An 18,505-nucleotide genomic window follows, 5' to 3' on the forward strand; every position below is an offset into this window, starting at 1 on the left:
TTCTGCCGGGGCCGAATAGATTTTGCGCGAGCCGGACAGCGGGCCGGTGGTGACCTGAAACGGCGTCATCTCGGACGGACGTGCGGGCTTGTTCATAGGAATGCGCTCCAAGAAAATGACGCCGACCAACAGGTCGACAAGTGCGGCTTGGACCGCAAAGCGCGTGCCAAAGGCAATCGGCTATTTTCGCAGGAAATTCCCGCGTGCCTCGTCGGGTTGCGTCACATGTCGCAGGGGACTGTCTCATTCACGTGTCACATGGACGGCGTGCATCACACAAAACCCGCTCGTTTCTCGCTCCCCGCGCACGAGCGAGAGGAAAACAAGGCAACACAGCGCGTTATTTTCTGCCGGTTGGGAATAGCGCTCCGCTCAAGTGCATACCGCTCAGAGCTTGGCACACCATTTGCTGACGTAAGCGGCGTCGGGGCGTTGATGTATTGACCTCATTTAGAAGTCGTCTCCTGAGGTGCTCGCAATACTCACTGCGCTCTTCGAAGCGAGCAAACGGCGCTCCAGTTTCACGCGACTGGCTGCGTATCGGCGCTCGTCTCCTGACCCTTGGGACGGCTGCAAGGCTTTCCGGGGGAGGCGGCTCGCCTAACACCTTCTCCCAATCTAATAGGTGAGCCGCCTCACTTTTTTTCCGCTTTGCTGCCGCTTCCCGGGAAATCTCCATCGTCCAGGTTCCCATGGTCACCCTCATCAACACGCTTCAGAACCGGCCACGACATCCCGAGAAGGCCAAGCGACCGGACTCGCCCTCTCCGCCGCGCCCGGATTGGATCCGCGTCACGCTCTCATCAGGGAGCGTGCTGAACCAAACTCTCTCCGTCGTGCGCGAACATGGGCTCAAGACGGTCTGTGAGGAGGCCGCTTGTCCAAATCTCAGCGAGTGCTGGTCGAAGCGGCACGCGACGATGATGATCATGGGCGATACATGCACGCGCGCGTGCGCCTTTTGTAACGTCAGGACCGGAATTCCGCAGCCATTGAACGATCGCGAACCGGAAGAAGTCGCGGCGGCCGTTGCCAAGCTGGGCCTCAAACACGTGGTCATTACCTCGGTGGATCGCGACGATCTCGCCGATGGCGGCGCGGAGCATTTCGCGAGGACCATCGAAGCGGTACGCCTCAGCGCACCGGGCGCAACCATCGAGGTGCTGACGCCGGATTTCCTGCGCAAGAGCGGGGCGATTGAGACGGTGATGGCCGCGCGGCCGGACGTGTTCAATCACAACCTCGAGACCGTGCCGTCGCTCTATCTCCGGATCCGCCCGGGCGCGCGCTACTTCCATTCGCTTCGGCTGCTAGAAACCGCGAAGCGCCTCACTCCCCAGGTGTTCACGAAATCGGGGATCATGGTCGGGCTCGGCGAGGAGCGCGACGAGGTTTATCAGGTCATGGACGATCTGCGTTCGGCCGGCGTCGACTTCCTGACGATCGGCCAATACCTGCAACCGACACCGAAGCACGCGCCGCTCGTCCGATATGTTCCTCCCGACGAGTTCGAGACCTATCGCCGGATCGGACTGGCGAAAGGATTTCTGCTCGTCTCTTCTTCGCCGCTCACGCGCTCATCGCACCACGCGGACGAAGATTTCGAGCGCCTTCGTGCTGCGCGCCGAGCCGCCGACCGGGGTAGCGTTGAAACATCTGAATGACGTTTACGGAGCGTCGTTAAGGAATTCCGTTTATCCATTGGAAAAGACGCGTGGCGGCAGCATACTATGGCCGCCAGCCAGCCGCCGAGACCGATGCGGCTCGACCGAAAGCGCGAACGAGGGGGAAGCCGACAAGCCTAGAAGGGGGACTGATCGCAGGAGGACATAATGCCTCTCAGACTGTCGCTTCCGGCTAGCTGGATGCTGTTCGCGCTGCTGTTGGCGCCCCTCGCGGCGTCGGCCCAAGACAATCAGGCGGCGAAAGAATTCTCGACCCAGCAGCTCGATCAGATGCTCGCGCCGATCGCGCTTTACCCCGACGATCTTCTCACCAACGTGCTCGTCGCCTCCACCTACCCGCTTGAAGTCGTGCAGGCGGCGCGCTGGCGGCAGGACAGCGCAAATGCCAAGCTCAAGGGCGAGGCTCTCGAGAAGGCCCTCGACGGCAAGGATTGGGATCCGAGCGTCAAATCCCTGGTACTTTTCCCCGACGTTCTGCGAACCATGAACGACAAGCTCGATTGGACGCAGAAGCTCGGCGACGCCTTCCTCGCCCAGCAAAACGACGTCATGGACCGCGTCCAGTTTCTGCGCCAGAAGGCCGATGCTGCGGGCTCTCTCAAAACGAACGACAAGCAGAAGGTCTCCAAGCGGGACAACGCGATCATCATCGAACCCGCAAATCCGGAGGTCGTCTACGTTCCGGTCTACCAGCCGACAGTCGTCTACGGATCGTGGTGGTATCCGGACTATCCTCCCTACTACTGGTACTGGGATACGCCACCTTCCTATTTCGTATCCGGACTCTTCTGGGGAACCGGCCTCGCGATCGGAACATCGCTGTGGCGATGGGGACATTGGGATTGGCACAATCACGACATCGACATCAACGTCGACCGCTACAATCGCATCAACGTCAACCGCGCGCAGATCACGTCCAACAAATGGGTTCATGATCCGCACCATCGCGGCTCCGTTCCTTATCGCGGGAAAGAGGCACGCGACAAATTCGGCAAGTCGCGCGAAAAGCTCGATAGCGCACGCCAGGATTTCCGCGGCTTCGACAAAGACAAGCTTGGCGACAAAGCCGGCGACAAGCTTCGGGATGGCGCCGGTCGCGACGGCGATCTCAAAGACCGGGCTGGTCAAGGCGGCCAGAAAGTCAAAGACAGGGCCGGAGACCGGACGCCCAAAAGGGACATCTCCGACAAAGCCCGCTCTCGCGAGAGCCCATCAAAGGCTTTGGACGTGAAAAGAAAAGGCGACGTCAAGAAGCAAGTCGATCGCGGGCAAGTGAGCCGCAAATCTGCAGCCAAGCACATGTCCGCCCCACCGATGCGGGCCGTTCAACGCGGCGGCGGCGGGATCAACAGGGGTGGGGGAATAAACAGAGGCGGAGGAATGCACAGGGGCGGCGGCGGACGGGGTCGAAGATAGCCCCCGACAATTCGGATGCCTTCAATCTCAGCTTTACGAATGGAGCGCGTGCCGTGTTCAAACTTCGCAAACCGAGATTTCATCGACCGGGCCTCGTCACTCTCGCCGTTGCGCTCGGACTTTCGCTTCCGTCTTTCGCAGCCCGTGCCGCAGACGAGCAGTCCGTTTTCAGCTCTCCCGACGAAGCTGTCGCGGCCCTCGTCAGCGCCGTCAAAAGCGAAGGAACAGCTGAGATCGTGCGTGTGCTCGGCCCCGAAGGTTCCGAAATCGCACAATCCGGCGATCCCGTCGCCGATGCGGCGCGGCGCGAAAAGTTCATCGCGGCATTCGATGAAGCGAACAAGCTGGATCGCGTGAAGGATACGGAAGCCATCCTCGTGATCGGACACGACGAATTTCCGTTCCCGGTTCCGCTGGTCGAGACGGCCGGCAAGTGGCGTTGGGATACGGTCGCGGGACTGGATGAAATCCTAACCCGGCGCATCGGCGAGAATGAGCTGGCGGCCCTGGAAGTCATGCGCGCCTACCTCGACGCGCAACGAGAGTATGCTGCTCTCGATCGGGACGGGCGCGGTCCGCAATACGCACGGAGGCTGTTGAGCAAAGAGGGAAAAAAGGACGGGCTTTACTGGCCGGCATCCGGAGATGGCGACGTGAGCCCGCTCGGTCCGCTGATGGCGAATGCGCAAAGGCAAGGCTATGCGCGCACCGATAGCACCGGCGCCCCGCGCGCCTATCACGGCTATTTCTACCGCATCCTGTATTCGCAGGGGCCGTCGGCCAATGGCGGGCAACGGGAGTATCTCATCAACGGCCGCATGATCGGCGGCTTCGGTTTGATCGCGATCCCTGCGGAGTACGGCAATTCCGGCGTGATGACCTTCATCGTCGACGATGACGGCGTCGTCTTCGAGAAGGACCTGGGTGCCGATACGGCGCGCGAATCCGCCCGGATCTATTCGTTCGATCCGGACAGCACATGGACCAAGGTGAGCTTGCCCGCCGGCGAGTGATCAACCCAGATCTCGCCGACCACGCGGAACGCTATTTTGGCTTCGGCTTGGCGCGCGCGATCCCTTCCTGCCGCAGGTAGGAGATGACCTGCCAGATTTCGGTCTCCGAATAGGTGCCCTCGAACCCGCCCATGAGGGTGCCGGGGCGGCCTTTGAAAATGATGTCGAACACGATCGTGTCGTCGGCTCCGCCGTTGGGGCGGAACAGGCCTTCGACGAGGTTGGGTGCGCGGGCGCCGAGGCCGTTGGGGCCATGGCAGAAGAGGCAAGTGTTGCTGTAGAGCGCTTTTCCTGCCTCGATCGCCGTTGCCTGGCCCTCAAGTGGGTTCTTCTTTTCCGCAGCGTCGTCTGCAAACGCGATCCCTACGCCTGCTGCGAACAATAGTGCCGTCGCCATCGACAGCACGGCCGTCACATGTTTCATCTTCCGGTGGCTCCTGGGTGCAAGGTCGGTCGCGGCACGCCCGCCCAAAGGCCGGCGTGCCGCTCGAGGCTATTTGCGCTTGTGGACCGCAAACACGAACAGGCTGCCGCCGAGCTGGCGCGTCTTCAGCCATTCGCCGTAGACCAGCGGCCAGATGCTGCCGCCGCCCGGTCCTGCCAGGATGGCAACGTACTGGGTGTCGCCGACCATGAAAGTGGTGGGGTTCGAGTGAATGCCGGTTCCGACATTGAACTCCCACAGCGTCTCGCCGGTATCGTCCTTGATGGCGCGGAACGTTCCTTCTGCGTCACCGTTGAAGACCAAGCCTCCGGCGGTTGCCAGCATGCCGCCCGTCGCGGGCGTGTTTTGACGGCGAGACCACACCAGTTCGCCCGTGGTGCCATCGAACGCCTTCACGTACCCGCCACCGGGGTTGAGCCGCAGAACGTCGGTTCCCAGGAACCACTGACCGGGCTTGAACTCCTGTTTCTTGGCGGCGAGATCCATCGACATGTCGCGACCGGGTACATAGACGTACCCCGTTCTCTTGCTGAAGGCGGCAGGTACCCATTCCTTGCCGCCGTCGAGTACGGGCGCGATGTCCTTGGTCTCCTTGCCGTAAGTCGGGATCTTTTCTGGGTCCGCCTCGGGCCGGCAGTTGTCGCCCCAGCTCTTCACCCAGTTGACCCGCCCCATCGGCACGACCCAGTTGCATTTGTAGGTCTTGCGATCGATCGAGTAGAGGTGCCCGTTACGATCTGCGTGGAGCCAGGTCTTACGGTCCTGCTTGTCGGTGATAAGGATCGATTCGTTGGTGCCGTCGTAGTCCCACACGTCATGCGGCGTGTACTGGAAGTGGCCTTTGATGGCGCCGGTCTTCACGTCGATCGCGATCGTGGATCCCGTGTAGAGGTTGTCGCCGGGGCGAACGCTACCGTCGAAGTCGGGGACCGGATTGCCCACGCCCCAAAGCAAAAGGCCGGTTTCCTTGTCGTACGAGCCCGGAAGCCACGGGGTTCCGCCCGCCGTCTTCCAGGAGTCGCCACCCCACGTTTTCGCGATCTCTTCCTTTCCGGTCATGGGAACGGTGTGCGTTTTCCAAGCTTCCTTTCCGTCATCGGCATTCAAGGCGTAGATCGTGCCAGGGTTGGCGCCCACGTCGCCGCCCGAGTTGCCGATCAAAATCTTATTGTCGACGATCATCGGCATGGACGTGAAGATCTCGCCGGTCTTGTAGTCGCCGAGCTTCGTCTCCCAGACGACCTCTCCGGTGTGGTTGTCGAGTGCGACGACGTGAGTGTCGAGCGTCGCCAGGATCACCTTGTCCTCGTAGGCGATCACGCCGCGGTTCACGTCGCCGCAGCAGAGCTTCGGACCAAGGTCGGCCGGGAGCTTGCGATCGTAGCGCCAAAGCACCTTGCCGGTGACGCCGTCGATGGCGAACACGCGGTTCTGGCTCGACGACACGTAGAGGCGGCCATTCACGGCCGTGATCTGTGAATCCTGGGCGCCGAGAACGCCAAAAGACAGGCTCCATTTGGCGACGAGATCGCCGACGTTGTCCGAATTGATCTGTTTCAGAGGCGAATAGCGCGTGCTTTCGTAGTCGCGGCCGTACATGAGCCAGTTGTTCGGATCCTTGTCCGCATTCAGCAGCATGTCTTCGGTGACGTAGTATTCGATGTGCTTGCCATCGAGCGTCGAGACGCCGAGTGAAACCGCAGGTGATGCGCACACGCCTATCGCGGCACTCGCCAGCAATGCCCTCTTGAGGCTAACTCTGCCCTTCATTGATTGTCGCTCCCATTTGCCATGCTTTTTTTGGGCGATCCGGACGGATCGCCACGAGGTCGGCAATGACCGGGGTGCAGTCATCATGCCATTTCTGGGAAAACTTCCCGGGAAGGCAAAATCAATGGCTTAGGATTTTCAGGGGTGGATGCCCCGGCAAACCGGGCGACACAGGTGTCGCGGCGGTAATACGCAAAAACAGCGCTGGCATTCCATCCGCCTACGGGCCTTCGAGCCCATCGGTCGACGACCGCAGGAGCGAACAAATTCCGCTCAAATTATCGGTTGGCGCATGTTGCGGAACAGGCCCCCGAAAGCGTCAGCTTTCGAAGACGGGATCGTGATGGTGCCAAGCGCTATTGGGTCGGAAGTTTCGTACTCATGATTGGCGTGATCGCGCCGTTCACATGATACTTGTGGCACAGGAGACAGTCCTGGCGCGCCATGTTGCTGGTGTGACAGGTCTGGCAGAGATCCTTTTTCACGGCGCCGAAATTGGATGCGAAGTTTTGCGGGTTGCCCTGCTCGTAGCTCTTCAGATACGGGCTGCCCTTCTCAAGCTCATGGCAACTCAGACACCCGCGTGTTTCCAGGAGGCCGAAATGCGGCTCATGGATGAAGCTCGTGAAGCGTCCCTTTTTGCTCTTGGCTGACGGCGGGGAGAAATTGACGACCCGCCCTTTGCCCTGGATCTCGTCCACGCTATGGCATTTCGCGCAGGATCCCTGAGCGTCCTTACCCGTGAGGGCGTCGAAGACAGCTGCGGCCGGGCCGGCATCGCCCTTCGGTGCTTGGGGACCTGTCAAAAAGAGCCACGAGTAGATGAACTTGTCCTTGTGGCCCGTGGGGCGATAGAAAATCGCAAAGTCCTGCCGGTACCAGCCGCCATACTCCGCCCAGCTCTCCGGATCCACGTCGCTTTCAATGCTGATCACGGGCGCGACCCTGGTTTGCGGTTCCGATACCGCCGCCTTTGAAGCGGACGATGTGCCGGCTGGCGCCTTCTCATCCGCCTTGGCGGTGGAATCGGGCTCGGCGTTCGCGGCTGCCCCGTCAGGCTGGGCAGGTTTCGCGGCCTCCTTGCTGGCGGCACTCACCCCGCGCAGCTCTTCCTCCGTGGGGAAAAGTAGATCGTCGGTCTGCTCTGTCGCCTTGCCTTGAGGCTGTTGCCTGCTGGATGGCGTTTCCGTGCCGCTATCGGACTTGGTGTTTGCGGTCTCTGACGCCGCGGGAGCATCGGCAGGCACGTTTGCGTCCGCCTTGGAAGCATCGTCCGCAGGTCCGGGACCATCGCGCTTGGATTTCGCGGTTTCGGCTTTGTCGGCCGATCCTTCAGGTCGATCGTCCCTCTCGGCGTCCTTGTTGCGCGCTGCGTCGATCGAGCGAGGCGTGCCACTCGGCAACGGTAAGCGGGCTCCGACCGCCCCGCCGGGCGCGTCGGCGGCACCCTCGCCGTCATCGGGGCCGGCGTTCGTGGTATAGGTTTTTACTGTCGCATCTTCCGACTGTGCTGGTTTCTGGGCGTCTCCGACACTTGCTTTCTGGGCGTCTCCGACGCTGGCTTTCTGAGCGTCTCCGACGCCGGCTCTCATCGGGGGAGACATTTCTTTGGCGGCGCGCGCTTTCCCGCCTTCTCCGGACTTGGCATTCGCCGTGTCGGTTTTTCGGGCCGCTTTGTTTTCGCTCCCTGCGGCCAAACCAGAGTCCGTCACCGTCGGGCTCCAGCCGCTGTTCTGCTGATCCTTCGGTGCCGGGCGATTGGCCATTTCCGCGGCGAGATTGGGCAGCCACTGCTGTTGCGCGCTGACGACCACATCGCGCGGAATGCTCGCGGTCAGATCGGCAACGAGCGTCGCACTCAGCTTCGCTCCGCCGCCGATGTTGAAATCGCCGAGCACGTCCGACGCCTTGCCCTTGATGAGGGCGTAGAACAGCCTCTTGATCTCCCAAACGAGATCCGACACCGCCTTGATCTGATCGTCGCTCGCATCTGCCAAATCCTGGAGGTTCAGGCTGTCCACGGTCTTGAGCAGAGCGCGGCCCCGATCGTTCCGGCTGATCATCACCTTCATGAAAGGTGTGAGCGCGGCTTCGGACGCCTCCGGCCATTCTCCGAAAGCGGCCTTCTTTTTCGTCAGCGTCTGCACGTCGAGGCCAGGCAGGCTCAGGAACGCAACGCCTTTCGGGCCGCTGACCCGTTCCTTGCCGACGATCTGGTCGAGATGGCACCCGGTGCAGGTTTGCTCAAACGGCGCGACGGCCATGACACGCTTGTCCTCGCGCGTGTTGTGACAGGTCGAGCACGTCTCGGGAATGCTCTTTGCCGGATTTTTCTTGGCCACTTCCGGGTAGTGTTTTCCGAAATGGCCGGCGTGATCGTAGATGATCCGCGTGCGCTTCTTGAACGGATAGCTCTCGAATTTCGGGTGATTGCCGTCGAAGCTGTCGAACTTCATCACGTGGCAGGAGCGGCATTGCTCGTTGGAGATCTTGTTCAGGCTGAAGTTGGTGCCCTGATGCTCCTGGTGACAGGTCGCGCAATAGAGGCCGCGCGCAACCACGTCGTGCGTTGGAAAGGCGGCGTTCTGCGCACGGGCTGATTGCGGCGCGGGCAACTCAGCAGCAATTTTCGTCAGCCGCTTGGTGCTTTGTTCGAGCGCTTCGGCTGAAGCGCCATGCGCGTTGAACGCGGTATCCGGCATTTTGTGACAGGTGAGACAGGCTTTGCTGTCGGCTTCCGGATCTCCGGCGACGAGGCCGTGTAGCCAGCTCACTTTTCCGCTGCCGCTCTTGGTATGACAGGCGCTGCACTTCTCGATGCCGCCGTGCGCGCTCGCGAGCGGACCCGGCATCAGAAATTGCGTGCCCTTGGTGAGAAGGAGGGCTGCGCCGAGGCCGACGAAGGTCACGAGTGCCAACAGCACCGCGATACGATCGCGCAGCGATCCAAAGGCCGCCCGCCGCTCGGCCTTCGGCGATAGAGCCCATCCGATCCATCCCGGTTTCCACATCACCAAGCCCCCGATGAGAAAGCATAGGCGATGAGGACGTGATGCACCGAGAGCACGATCAGCGCGTAGGTGACGGGAACATGCACGAACAGGCACGCTTTGGTGAGCCCGAGATAGACATGCGCGAAATCGAGCCGGTCCTTCTCGACCACCAGGTTCTTGATGGCGGCAAGCTTCTCCTTGCTCTGCTGGTCGACATAGCGCGACAGGTTGTCGATCTCGCCCGTCAGCCTTTTCAGCGGGCGCTGCGAGCCGAACAGATGAGAGGCGACGTTGCGCTGCCCTTGGAAGAAGCCGTGCAGGTGGGTGGCGTAGAGATCCTGGATCCAGGCGTCATAAGGCGGTGCAGGCAGCGCGATCGCGGCGGCGGCCGGTTCGGTCCTGGCGACGGCGGCGTGGACATCCCGCGCCAGATCGGCGCGAAGACCGGGGATGCGATCATAACTGATGCCCTCGTCGATCTGATGCTTGGTCTTCAGCGACCAGGCGAGATAAGTGCCGAGAATGCCACTCAGCGTCACCAGCACGAAGCCCACCCACAGCGCCCATTCGAAACCGGTGTCCGGCAGAGAGAAATCCGAATGCGAGATGAAGGCGGCGATCAACAGGTAGCCGATAAAAATATGGATCTTCCGCCAGCGCGCGGCAGATTTCGGCGACAGGACGGCTCTTTTGATGGCGATGTGGAAATAGAGCTGCAGGCTCATGCCACCGGCAAGGATCCAGCCATCGAGATAGCGCGGATCGCGGAGCCCATTGCCATAGATCCAGACGAGCCAGAACAGGCCGGCGGAGATGGCCGCGATCAGAAGACCCTGGACGGTCTGGCTGATGGGATATCCAGACGCGCGCCGTCCTGCCGATCTCACGGCCACTCCCCCGAGACCGTCCATGGCGACGGCCGTTTTCCTCTTGAAGCGCATTCGGGTTGCCAGTCGGCTGGTATCAATTGTCTGGTTTTCTCGCCGTACCCTTGAGCTTGTCCGCTCCAGGAATCAGGCTGTCGAGCCCGGCCATCGTGCTGCCGTCATACGTCTCGGTCATGCCCACGAGCAGCTTGGAGACGCCGTCGGCAGCGACCGTCAGAAGGCGGTCATTGTTCAGCGTCAGACCGGCGGAATGACCGAGCTCGACCATCTTCGGGAGCTCCGGGACGTTCGGCACCGCCTTCGCGGCGGCGGCAAGCTGCTTGCGCGCCCGATCGGCGCGCTTGGCCATCTCGAACGCATAAGTCCTTCTCGCAGTCGCCTTACCGACCGCGCGCAACGCCGTCTCGAGTTCGACGCCGAGACCGACGAGATAGAGCATCCGCTTGCGCGCCGCGTCGGCCGGTACGTTCTCTCTGCCCTTGGAATACCAGGTGTTGTGCCGCACTTCGCCTTGCGACCAGGACACCAGCTCGAACGCGCTGCCCGCCCGATGACCGCCCTTGTTCACAAGATCTTCTCGCGCCACGACGTGGCAGCCAAAGCAGTTCTTCGCCAGCTGGTAGAACGAACGCGGCCGGATCATTCCCTTGGAATCGGCGAGCTTCCAGCGCTCCTTTTCCTCGGCCTTGCTCTCGAACAGTATTGTCTTGCCGCTGAATCCGCTGTGGACCTTGATCCAGTCCTGCCCGGCGCTGTGGCAGGACTCGCACGAGATGCCCGCGACTGGCTCTTCTCGGTTGTTCTTGTTTTGCACCGTGAAATGGCAATCCCGGCACAGGGAATCCGACTTGATGCGCCGCACGCCCATTTTGTCCGCGATCTCGTTCGCCTTGGTGTTGCGCGGCAGTTCGCGGAAGGTTTTGAAGTGATGCGACCCCTTCCAGGCCTCGGCCTCCTGCTTGTGGCATTCGGCACAGGCATTCGGACCGACGGTCTTGGCCGGATCGGACGCAACCGCGCCGTCCGCAGCCAAGCCGACGGTCATCAGCAAGCCGCAGAGACAAAGTGCGGAAGACCGGAGACGGGACGTTGGCCCAAGCCTGATCAACCGAAGGCTATGCACACTACTAACAGTAATGACTACTCACCCTGTGCTTCCGCCAACCCATACTCCTCGATCGGCTGTTCCCGCCGTTTGCGGAGACGATCGAGAGCAAGTCGCCCCATCTGCCGGCCGGTCGGCACAGCGAGCCATCCCTTCACGCGGGTCAGAATACTCGCCTCGACGGCATCGCCGGCCGTCGGGAGAAACGGATCGGCGTAGCAAGCCACGCCAACGCCCGCTGCGATCGATTTGACCGCGTCGACCATTCCCGGCGCGCCGCAGACGTAGACGACATCGGTCGGCAGCAGGCGTGGCAGATAGTCGGTTGGCCGGCCCTGCTTCACCACCGGGGTGACGGACTGAGGCGTGCTGCAAACAGGCACGACAAGGACATTGGGGAAGCGCGCCAGCCGCATGAAGGCGGGCCCCATGTAGAGCGACTCGATGGTGCGGCCACCAACGATGATCATCATCCGGCGCTCTGTATTTTCGCGCAGCGCGGCCACCGCGATGGACCAGATCGGCGCGAAGCCGGTGTTGGTGGCAACGAGAACGAGCCGGCAGTCCGGATTAGACCTGAAATGCGCCGAGCCGTAGGGACCGGTCAGCTCGACGCGGTGGCCCGGCTTGATGCGCTTACCAAGCGATGGGGTGACGCGCCCATCCTTCATGCGCCGAACATGGAACCAGATCGAGCGACCATCCGGATTGCTGCACAACGGATGGGTGATGCTGAAAGGGCGGCTCGGATAGCCGTTGAAGCGCACCTGCACATATTGCCCCGCATGATAGGGCAGCGCGCGATCTGTCCTGATGCCGACTTCCATCACCTCCGGCGACAGGGGAACCAATGAACTCAGCACGCCTTCGACGGTTCGGACGGCCGACGACTGCGTCTTCTCGATCACCGCATCGCCTGCGATCCGGCACTGACAGGCGTGAACAACACCCGGCGAGGCGCCTTCGCCGCCGTTCACTTCGCCGGATACGAGCCGAACGCAGCAAGTGCCGCAGTGGCCGGCACGGCAATCGTACGGCAGGTCGATGCCGTTGCCCAGAGCGGCATCCAGCAGCAACTCGCCGCGCCGCGCGAGAAAGCTTTTACCGTTGATGGTGATTTGGTGACTTCCTGCCATCGCCCCAATCCCGGAAGGCTAAGTGACCGATCTACGGCTGGCGCGAGCGACCCGCCTTCGTTGCGCGGTAGAACATTCAAGACAGCCGACGAAAAACAAACGCTCTGGATAAATGCCCCGCCCTCGTCGCCTGAAAGCAGAAACGACGACTACTTTCTATCGTCCGTCATTTTGTTTCCCCAAATTTTGGCTGGCGCTTAGCATTGGCAAAGTGAAATCGACTACGATTCCAATCGATAATGCATTTCGGAGGAGACAATCCGCGTGACCTTCACGGCCTAACCCTCAGCAATGACCTAACCTTCCATCATGGTCAGACAATGACCCTTTGATGGTTTTGGATGATCGCAGGAGAAACTGACAGCCGTTCAAAAACAGCTTTCAAATTTTGCTGGGAATGGCGATCACTATGAACTGAAGCGAGGCTCCACAAGGCGCTAATAAGCCCGGCTCCATACGAGGAACGCATCGCGCGCCCACTCTGCGTGAAGCTAAAACGCGATATACTTATTTATTCCATGATCCAGAAAATGTCATGTTTCGCACGGTGAGCTGGCGCTCGCCGGGAAGCCAAAACGCCATCTGCTCAATGCTGCACTTTTTATTTCACCAACCCTTTCATCCGATTGATCCCGTGACGCCTATGGAGCCGGTGAACATTTTTCTCAGCTCATTCATTTCCAAACGTTGATTTTACTCGGCCATATGGCGGCCCGCTTCGTTCATTAATTTTCATTGCATCAATCCCGCATAACGGCCGGGGAGCCTGTTTCGCGAGATGGATAAAAAATCGGGATTCAGCCTTTAAATCTTGTGAGAGCGTAGGGCGATGAAACGATTGTCCATTTTTGCAGTGTTTTTCCGTGTCTTCGCGAGCACCCTGCTGATAAGCGCGGCGTTCGTTGAGAAGAATGCCATCGCTGGGGGCAGCGATGGCGTAGGGAGCCCTAGCGCTCAAGCTCAACCCAGAACCGAGCTCGCTCAGAATAGTGGAGCAGCTGCGGCCCACAATGCGGACGCGGCGCTCGAAGCGCTCATCAAGAAGGATGAGAAGAAAAGAGCGCAGATCAAAAAAGCGGGCGACAAATCCGTGAACGCCAAGTCCGACATCCACGGTGGCGGAACGAAGCTTTCCGCTGATGCCCATGCGGACGGCTACGGCGAGATGTCTCTTCTCGGTGCGGCAGCCAAAGCGTCGAAAGGCAAGGAAGATCCGATACCCGCAGTCGACAACGAAACTCTCTCCCTCTATCCCACCGCTGCGCAATGCGGCGAGTGCCACAAGCAGATCTATGACGAGTGGTCTTCGTCGCAGCATGCCTATGCGTCGATCTCGCCGATGTTCCACAAGTTCGAGCAGAAGTTCCAGGACCTGACGCAAGGTACGGTCGGCACCTTCTGCGTGCGGTGCCATCAGCAGGTCGGCACCCAGCTCGGCGAGAGCCGCGAGACACCGCTTTGGGAACGCAGCCAGATCTCACGCGAGGGCGTGAGCTGCATCACTTGCCACCGCGTCAAGGAGCAGTACGGCAAGGTCAACGGCGAGCGCCGGGTTGAACCGGGCAAGATCTACGAGCCGGTTTACGGAAGCGGCGAAAAGAGCGTGATCAAGGACGTTCTCGCCAACAAGGAAACCTACTCCGTCAAAACCAGCACGAAGGGGCGCGGCAACGACATTCACGAGGGCATGATCACCAACGACCAGATCACCAAGTCCGAGTTCTGCGTCAGCTGTCACCAGGTTGCGGTCAATCTCGGCATCAAACTCGAGATCGTCTGGGATCAGTATCGCGACAGCCCGGCACGCAAGGCCGGCGTCTCCTGTCAGGACTGCCACATGGGCAAAGTCCCCGGAAAGCCCGAGGGCTACGCGACCGCACCTTCCGCCATTGTGGGCGGCAAGGAGGTCAATCCGGGACGAAAGCACGCAAATCATCGCTTTATCGGCCCGGGCTACTCGATCGCCCACCCCGGCGTGTTTCCGCACAACACGAAGGCCAAGAACATCAGCATCAAGGATTGGCTCGAATTCGACTGGCGCGCCGGCTGGGGTACCGCAGAGTTCGAAGACAAGGTCGCAGACCGCAAAACCAAGGTCGACTTTCCCAAGCGATGGGCCGATGCGGTTGACCGTGAAGATGCGCGGGAGATCATCGACGATAATCTGAAGAAGCTCGACGAACGCGACGAGCTCCGCCACCAGGTCATGGAGAACAGCAGCCACATCGACGGCCCCCACATCGAGGGCACGCCCAGTGTCGGCAAGGATCTAGCGTTCTCCTACAAAATCAAGAACGCCAACACGGGGCACAACCTGCCGTCCGGCTCACTGGGTGCGCAGCCGCAGCTCTGGGTGAACGTGGCGCTCGTCGATCCCGATGGCCAGAACGTCTGGGAGACGGGCTACGTCGACAGCAATGGCGACATCGCCGATCTGCACAGCCTGGACGTCGCGGCTGGACGCATCAAGACAGACCAACAGCTCGTGCACTTCCAGACCAAGTTCCTGACGACCAACGTCAAGGGCACGGAGCGGGAGATGTACCTGCCGGTGAACTTCGACATCGACCCGCTGCCGCATCTACGTCCGCCTGGAGTTCCGACGACCGTTCTCAACCATCCGCCGCTGGTGCGCATGGAGAACCGCTCGCTGGCGCCGCTCGGCGAGAAGCAGGCCAAGTACCAAGTGCCAGGGAACCTGATCACGAAGCCGGGCAAGTATCGCCTCGCCTTCCGCATGCGGAGCCGAGCCGAGCCGATCTACTTCATGCGCTTCGTCGGCTCCACCAAGGAGATGGAGCAGAGCATGAACGAGCGGATCATGAACTTCCACGCCTTCGCGGTGGAAGTCGATGTGAAGAATTAACACCGAGAAAGCCGGGGTTTTCACGCTGGGTGCCCGCGAGGGGTTCAAAGAAGCGGGCGCCCAGCCTTCCCTCTCAGCTCAGTGTTCACGACGTGGGGCTTCCTTATGATTTGTAATGCGTACCTTGTCAGGACGAGCACCGCCACGATTGCGCTGGTAGCCGGCGGTTACCTTGTGATCTCCGGCACCACCGCGCGCCCAGCAGCGGGCGAAAGCAGCAGCACGCCCAACGATAGCGGCTGGGTCACCCAAGTGTCGCCCCGCGTTTCCTGGGTCGATCCGTCAGAGGTTCGGGCCGGTGCGCAGTACTTGGGCGCCTCCTCCGAAACGGAGACAGGCGAAAAGGAGACCGCCGAGCAGGCGACCGGCGAGAAGACGACTGACGAGAAGAAGGTTGCCGCAAAGGAGACGGACGACAAAGCCGCAACCCCGAAGACGCGCAAGCGCAGCAACGTTTCCGACAAGGAAGACCTTTTCCGGCCCGATCCGCAATACGCGGCAAAATACAATCCCCAGCACCAGGTCGATGTCTATGGCGCCAAGAGTGCGGTCGAGCCGCCGCGCCCACCGGTCGAGCTCGGTCGTCAGCAATACACCTCCGGCGCATACGACGAGAGCAGCACAGTCCTCGGCGTAAAAAATCCGCTGCTCCCGGGTCTCGCCATCTATGGCGACTGGCGGACAGCGGTCGCCCACAACAACAATAACGGCAAGGATATCGCACAGGTCGCGACCCGACTGAACATTGACGTCGACCTCAAGATCACCGGCACCGAACGCATTCATGCGTTCTTCACGCCGATTCAGGAGGACAACAAAAAGTTCACCCGCTTCGAATTCGGCGGCGCCGACGGCGATGGGAAGTTCAACGGCGAGTTCGACATCGACCCGCAGACACTCTTCTTCGAAGGTGATTTCGGCTCTCTTTATTCGGGCTTCACCGGCCAGGAAGCCAGTTTCGACCTGCCGTTCACTTTCGGTCTCTTCCCGCTGTTCCTGCAGAACGGGATCTGGGCGAACGACGCAATCCTGGGTGCCGCAGTGAGCCTTCCTGCCAAGAACTCGGCGGCGCTCGGCCTTGCCAACTTCGACGTCACCTTCTTCGCCGCGTTCGACAATGTCGACAACGCGGGCATCATCGGAGCGGACGAGAAAGACAATCACCTGGCCAACCTCTATGGCGTGACCGCCTTTATCGACGCCTACGACGGCTACATCGAAGCGGGCTACGGCCTGATACAGGGGCGCGACGAGCAGAAGGAGCTTCTGACGCACTTCCTGACCGCCGCCTACACCCGCCGCTACTACAATACCGTGTCGAACTCGACGCGCATGTTCGCGAACTTCGGAGAGGATCCCGAAGGGAACAGCGACGGCTTTGCCCTGATTTCCGAAAACAGCTTGATCACCGGCTTGCCCAGCACGCTGCTGCCCTACGCCAACTTCTTCATCGGCGTCGGAAATCCGCAGCCCCTGGTCGATGGCAACGGCGCGGGCATCCTGAAGAACGTCGGCATCAACTTCGAAACCGACGCACTCACCGGCTACCCGAAACTCGACGACACCGCCTCCAACACCTTCGGCGGCGCGATCGGGTTGCAGTATCTCTTCAATCTGGATCAGCAGCTCGTTTTCGAAGTGGGCATGGTGCAGCCATTCGAGGATGACGGCATCGGCGCCAAGGACGCGCAGTATGGCTTCGGGGTTCGCTATCAGGTTCCGATCGACCGGGCCTGGCTGTTCCGCGCCGATGCCACCTATCAGATCCTCGAGGGCGGTGACGAAGACAATTTCGGCCTCCGCGCCGAGGTCCGCAGGAAGTTCTGAGCGATGAACTATGCGAGGTGTCTCATGAGTGGTTGGAGTATTTTGATGGCCTGCTTGCTGGCAGTCGGCGTTCTCGCCATCGCGCCAGCGGCCGACGCCGCATCGGGCAAAAAATCCCTCTCGAAGTCCCGCGAAAGCGCCAGGGCTTATGCGCTCGAGAGCAGGCGTCGCGTTCGCGGCCCGCGGATCTATCTGCCGATCGGGCCGAGCTATATCTACTACGACTATCCCTACTACTACAGCCGCGGTCACTACCCGACGCATATCGGGGGGTATGTCTACTACCGTCCCTACTACACCCGCAGCCGGTATCGCGGTTCTGAATCACCCCGCCGCCACAAGGCGCGCAGGAATTGATGGCAGGGAGGTATCAGATGTCTCTGACGTTCTTGGGTTGGATTTTCATAGTCTCGTCGATCGCACTACCGGCGCTCGTCGTTTTTTCGCGCAGCGAGCAGATTCCCCTCGATATCCGATCTCGGCTTAAGCTTCGGAAGCTCGATGAAACAAGATCGGGAGCGGCGAGATTTTCTCTCCGCTCTCGTCTGCGGCCATCTAACTGGAGAGGCGGCAAAAATCTTCACGGTGCTGCGCGAGGATTGACGGTTGCCGCCGCGGTTTTTCTGGTGGTTGCAGGCATAGGCGCCCTTTCTTCTTATCTCCGGACTTCTCCCGGTTCCGACGGCGCGACCACAGACACGTCGGCATCGCCCGGGGCCGACGACGAAATGCTCGCGAACCTAGAGGACTACACACGTTCGATTAAAAGCGAAGAACCGGCCTCCAACGCGGCAGCCGATAAACTCCTACCCGACGTGAACACGATGATCGAGCAGCTCGCGGCTCGGCTCAAGACCGCGCCGGCGGACATTCAAGGCTGGCAGATGCTCGGCTGGTCTTACTTCAATACGGAGCGCTACGATCAAGCTGCTACCGCCTATGCGAGGGCAATCGAACTCGATCCGAACTCCGCCGAGCTCAAGACCTCATACGAGCAAGCCAAGGCGAAGGCCTCCGGGGGGAGCACGTTGGAGACCGCTTCGACGGGGCAGACCGGAGCCGCCCCTAAGGGAGGTGATGCGCCAAGCGCAGAGAAACTCGCGAAGTCCGAAACGACGCCTCCACATGAGAATGACGAAGCTATCCGCTCGATGGTCGACGGCCTGGCTGATCGCCTCGATCATTCTCCGCGAGATCTCGATGGCTGGACTCGCCTCATGCGCTCTCGCGTCGTTCTAGGCGAGAGAGAGGTCGCGGACACAGCATTCCGCAAAGCGCTCGATGTCTTCAAGGACGACTCCGCAGCATCGGGCACGATCATGGCGGCCGCGATCGAGCTTGGCCTCAAGCCCGAATGACCGC

14 protein-coding genes are annotated in these 18,505 nt (G+C 60.8%); 7 read left to right on the top strand and 7 right to left on the bottom strand.

Features of this window, described 5'->3' with window-relative positions; translation table 11 throughout:
• Positions 1-692: 692 nt before the first annotated feature.
• From lipA to RCO24_RS13550, 3 genes are all read left to right on the top strand, one after another.
• Positions 693-1,664 (top strand): lipoyl synthase, encoded by a 972-nt coding sequence (gene lipA / locus RCO24_RS13540; RefSeq protein ID WP_308962813.1) that lies wholly within the window; start codon positions 693-695, stop codon positions 1,662-1,664.
• Between the two features lie 168 nt (positions 1,665-1,832).
• Entirely contained in the window at positions 1,833-3,101 is a 1,269-nt protein-coding gene (locus RCO24_RS13545) for a DUF3300 domain-containing protein (protein ID WP_308962814.1), read from the top strand.
• A gap of 53 nt (positions 3,102-3,154) precedes the next feature.
• Positions 3,155-4,114, top strand: a complete 960-nt coding sequence (locus tag RCO24_RS13550) for a DUF2950 domain-containing protein (RefSeq protein ID WP_308962816.1) — start codon at positions 3,155-3,157, stop codon at positions 4,112-4,114.
• Positions 4,115-4,145: 31 nt separating this feature from the next.
• On the opposite strand, the gene RCO24_RS13555 is transcribed toward RCO24_RS13550, so the two are convergent.
• From RCO24_RS13555 to RCO24_RS13585, 7 genes are all read right to left on the bottom strand, one after another.
• Positions 4,146-4,538 (bottom strand): c-type cytochrome, encoded by a 393-nt coding sequence (locus RCO24_RS13555; RefSeq protein ID WP_308962817.1) that lies wholly within the window; start codon positions 4,536-4,538, stop codon positions 4,146-4,148.
• Between the two features lie 69 nt (positions 4,539-4,607).
• Positions 4,608-6,329, bottom strand: a complete 1,722-nt coding sequence (locus RCO24_RS13560) for a PQQ-dependent dehydrogenase, methanol/ethanol family (RefSeq protein WP_308962818.1) — start codon at positions 6,327-6,329, stop codon at positions 4,608-4,610.
• A 356-nt stretch (positions 6,330-6,685) separates the two neighbouring features.
• Complete coding sequence (locus tag RCO24_RS13565) at positions 6,686-9,340, bottom strand: cytochrome c3 family protein (protein ID WP_308962819.1); 2,655 nt, start codon at positions 9,338-9,340, stop codon at positions 6,686-6,688.
• Complete coding sequence (locus tag RCO24_RS13570; RefSeq protein WP_308962820.1) at positions 9,340-10,263, bottom strand: hypothetical protein; 924 nt, start codon at positions 10,261-10,263, stop codon at positions 9,340-9,342. The genes RCO24_RS13565 and RCO24_RS13570 overlap by 1 nt, the downstream gene beginning before the upstream one ends.
• Before the next feature lie 22 nt (positions 10,264-10,285).
• Positions 10,286-11,254 (bottom strand): cytochrome c family protein, encoded by a 969-nt coding sequence (locus RCO24_RS13575; protein WP_308962822.1) that lies wholly within the window; start codon positions 11,252-11,254, stop codon positions 10,286-10,288.
• A gap of 95 nt (positions 11,255-11,349) precedes the next feature.
• A complete protein-coding gene (locus tag RCO24_RS13580) occupies positions 11,350-12,450 on the bottom strand; it encodes a 2Fe-2S iron-sulfur cluster-binding protein (protein ID WP_308962823.1) in 1,101 nt (366 codons plus the stop codon).
• Between the two features lie 670 nt (positions 12,451-13,120).
• A complete protein-coding gene (locus tag RCO24_RS13585) occupies positions 13,121-13,564 on the bottom strand; it encodes a hypothetical protein (RefSeq protein ID WP_308962824.1) in 444 nt (147 codons plus the stop codon).
• Here RCO24_RS13585 and RCO24_RS13590 point away from each other — a divergent pair.
• The 4 genes from RCO24_RS13590 (at position 13,541) to RCO24_RS13605 (ending at position 18,501) form a co-directional block, all read left to right on the top strand.
• Complete coding sequence (locus RCO24_RS13590; protein ID WP_308962825.1) at positions 13,541-15,316, top strand: multiheme c-type cytochrome; 1,776 nt, start codon at positions 13,541-13,543, stop codon at positions 15,314-15,316. The two genes, RCO24_RS13585 and RCO24_RS13590, sit on opposite strands and share 24 nt — an antisense overlap.
• A 105-nt stretch (positions 15,317-15,421) precedes the next feature.
• Positions 15,422-17,143, top strand: coding sequence for a hypothetical protein (locus tag RCO24_RS13595; protein WP_308962826.1), 1,722 nt, complete (start codon positions 15,422-15,424; stop codon positions 17,141-17,143).
• 24 nt (positions 17,144-17,167) lie between these two features.
• Positions 17,168-17,500, top strand: a complete 333-nt coding sequence (locus RCO24_RS13600) for a hypothetical protein (protein WP_308962828.1) — start codon at positions 17,168-17,170, stop codon at positions 17,498-17,500.
• 371 nt (positions 17,501-17,871) lie between these two features.
• On the top strand, positions 17,872-18,501 hold the full coding sequence (locus tag RCO24_RS13605) for a tetratricopeptide repeat protein (protein ID WP_308962830.1): 630 nt from the start codon (positions 17,872-17,874) through the stop codon (positions 18,499-18,501).
• Positions 18,502-18,505: the final 4 nt, after the last annotated feature.

It is taken from the genome of Hyphomicrobium sp. LHD-15, assembly GCF_031157355.1.
Taxonomy (GTDB): domain Bacteria; phylum Pseudomonadota; class Alphaproteobacteria; order Rhizobiales; family Hyphomicrobiaceae; genus Hyphomicrobium_C.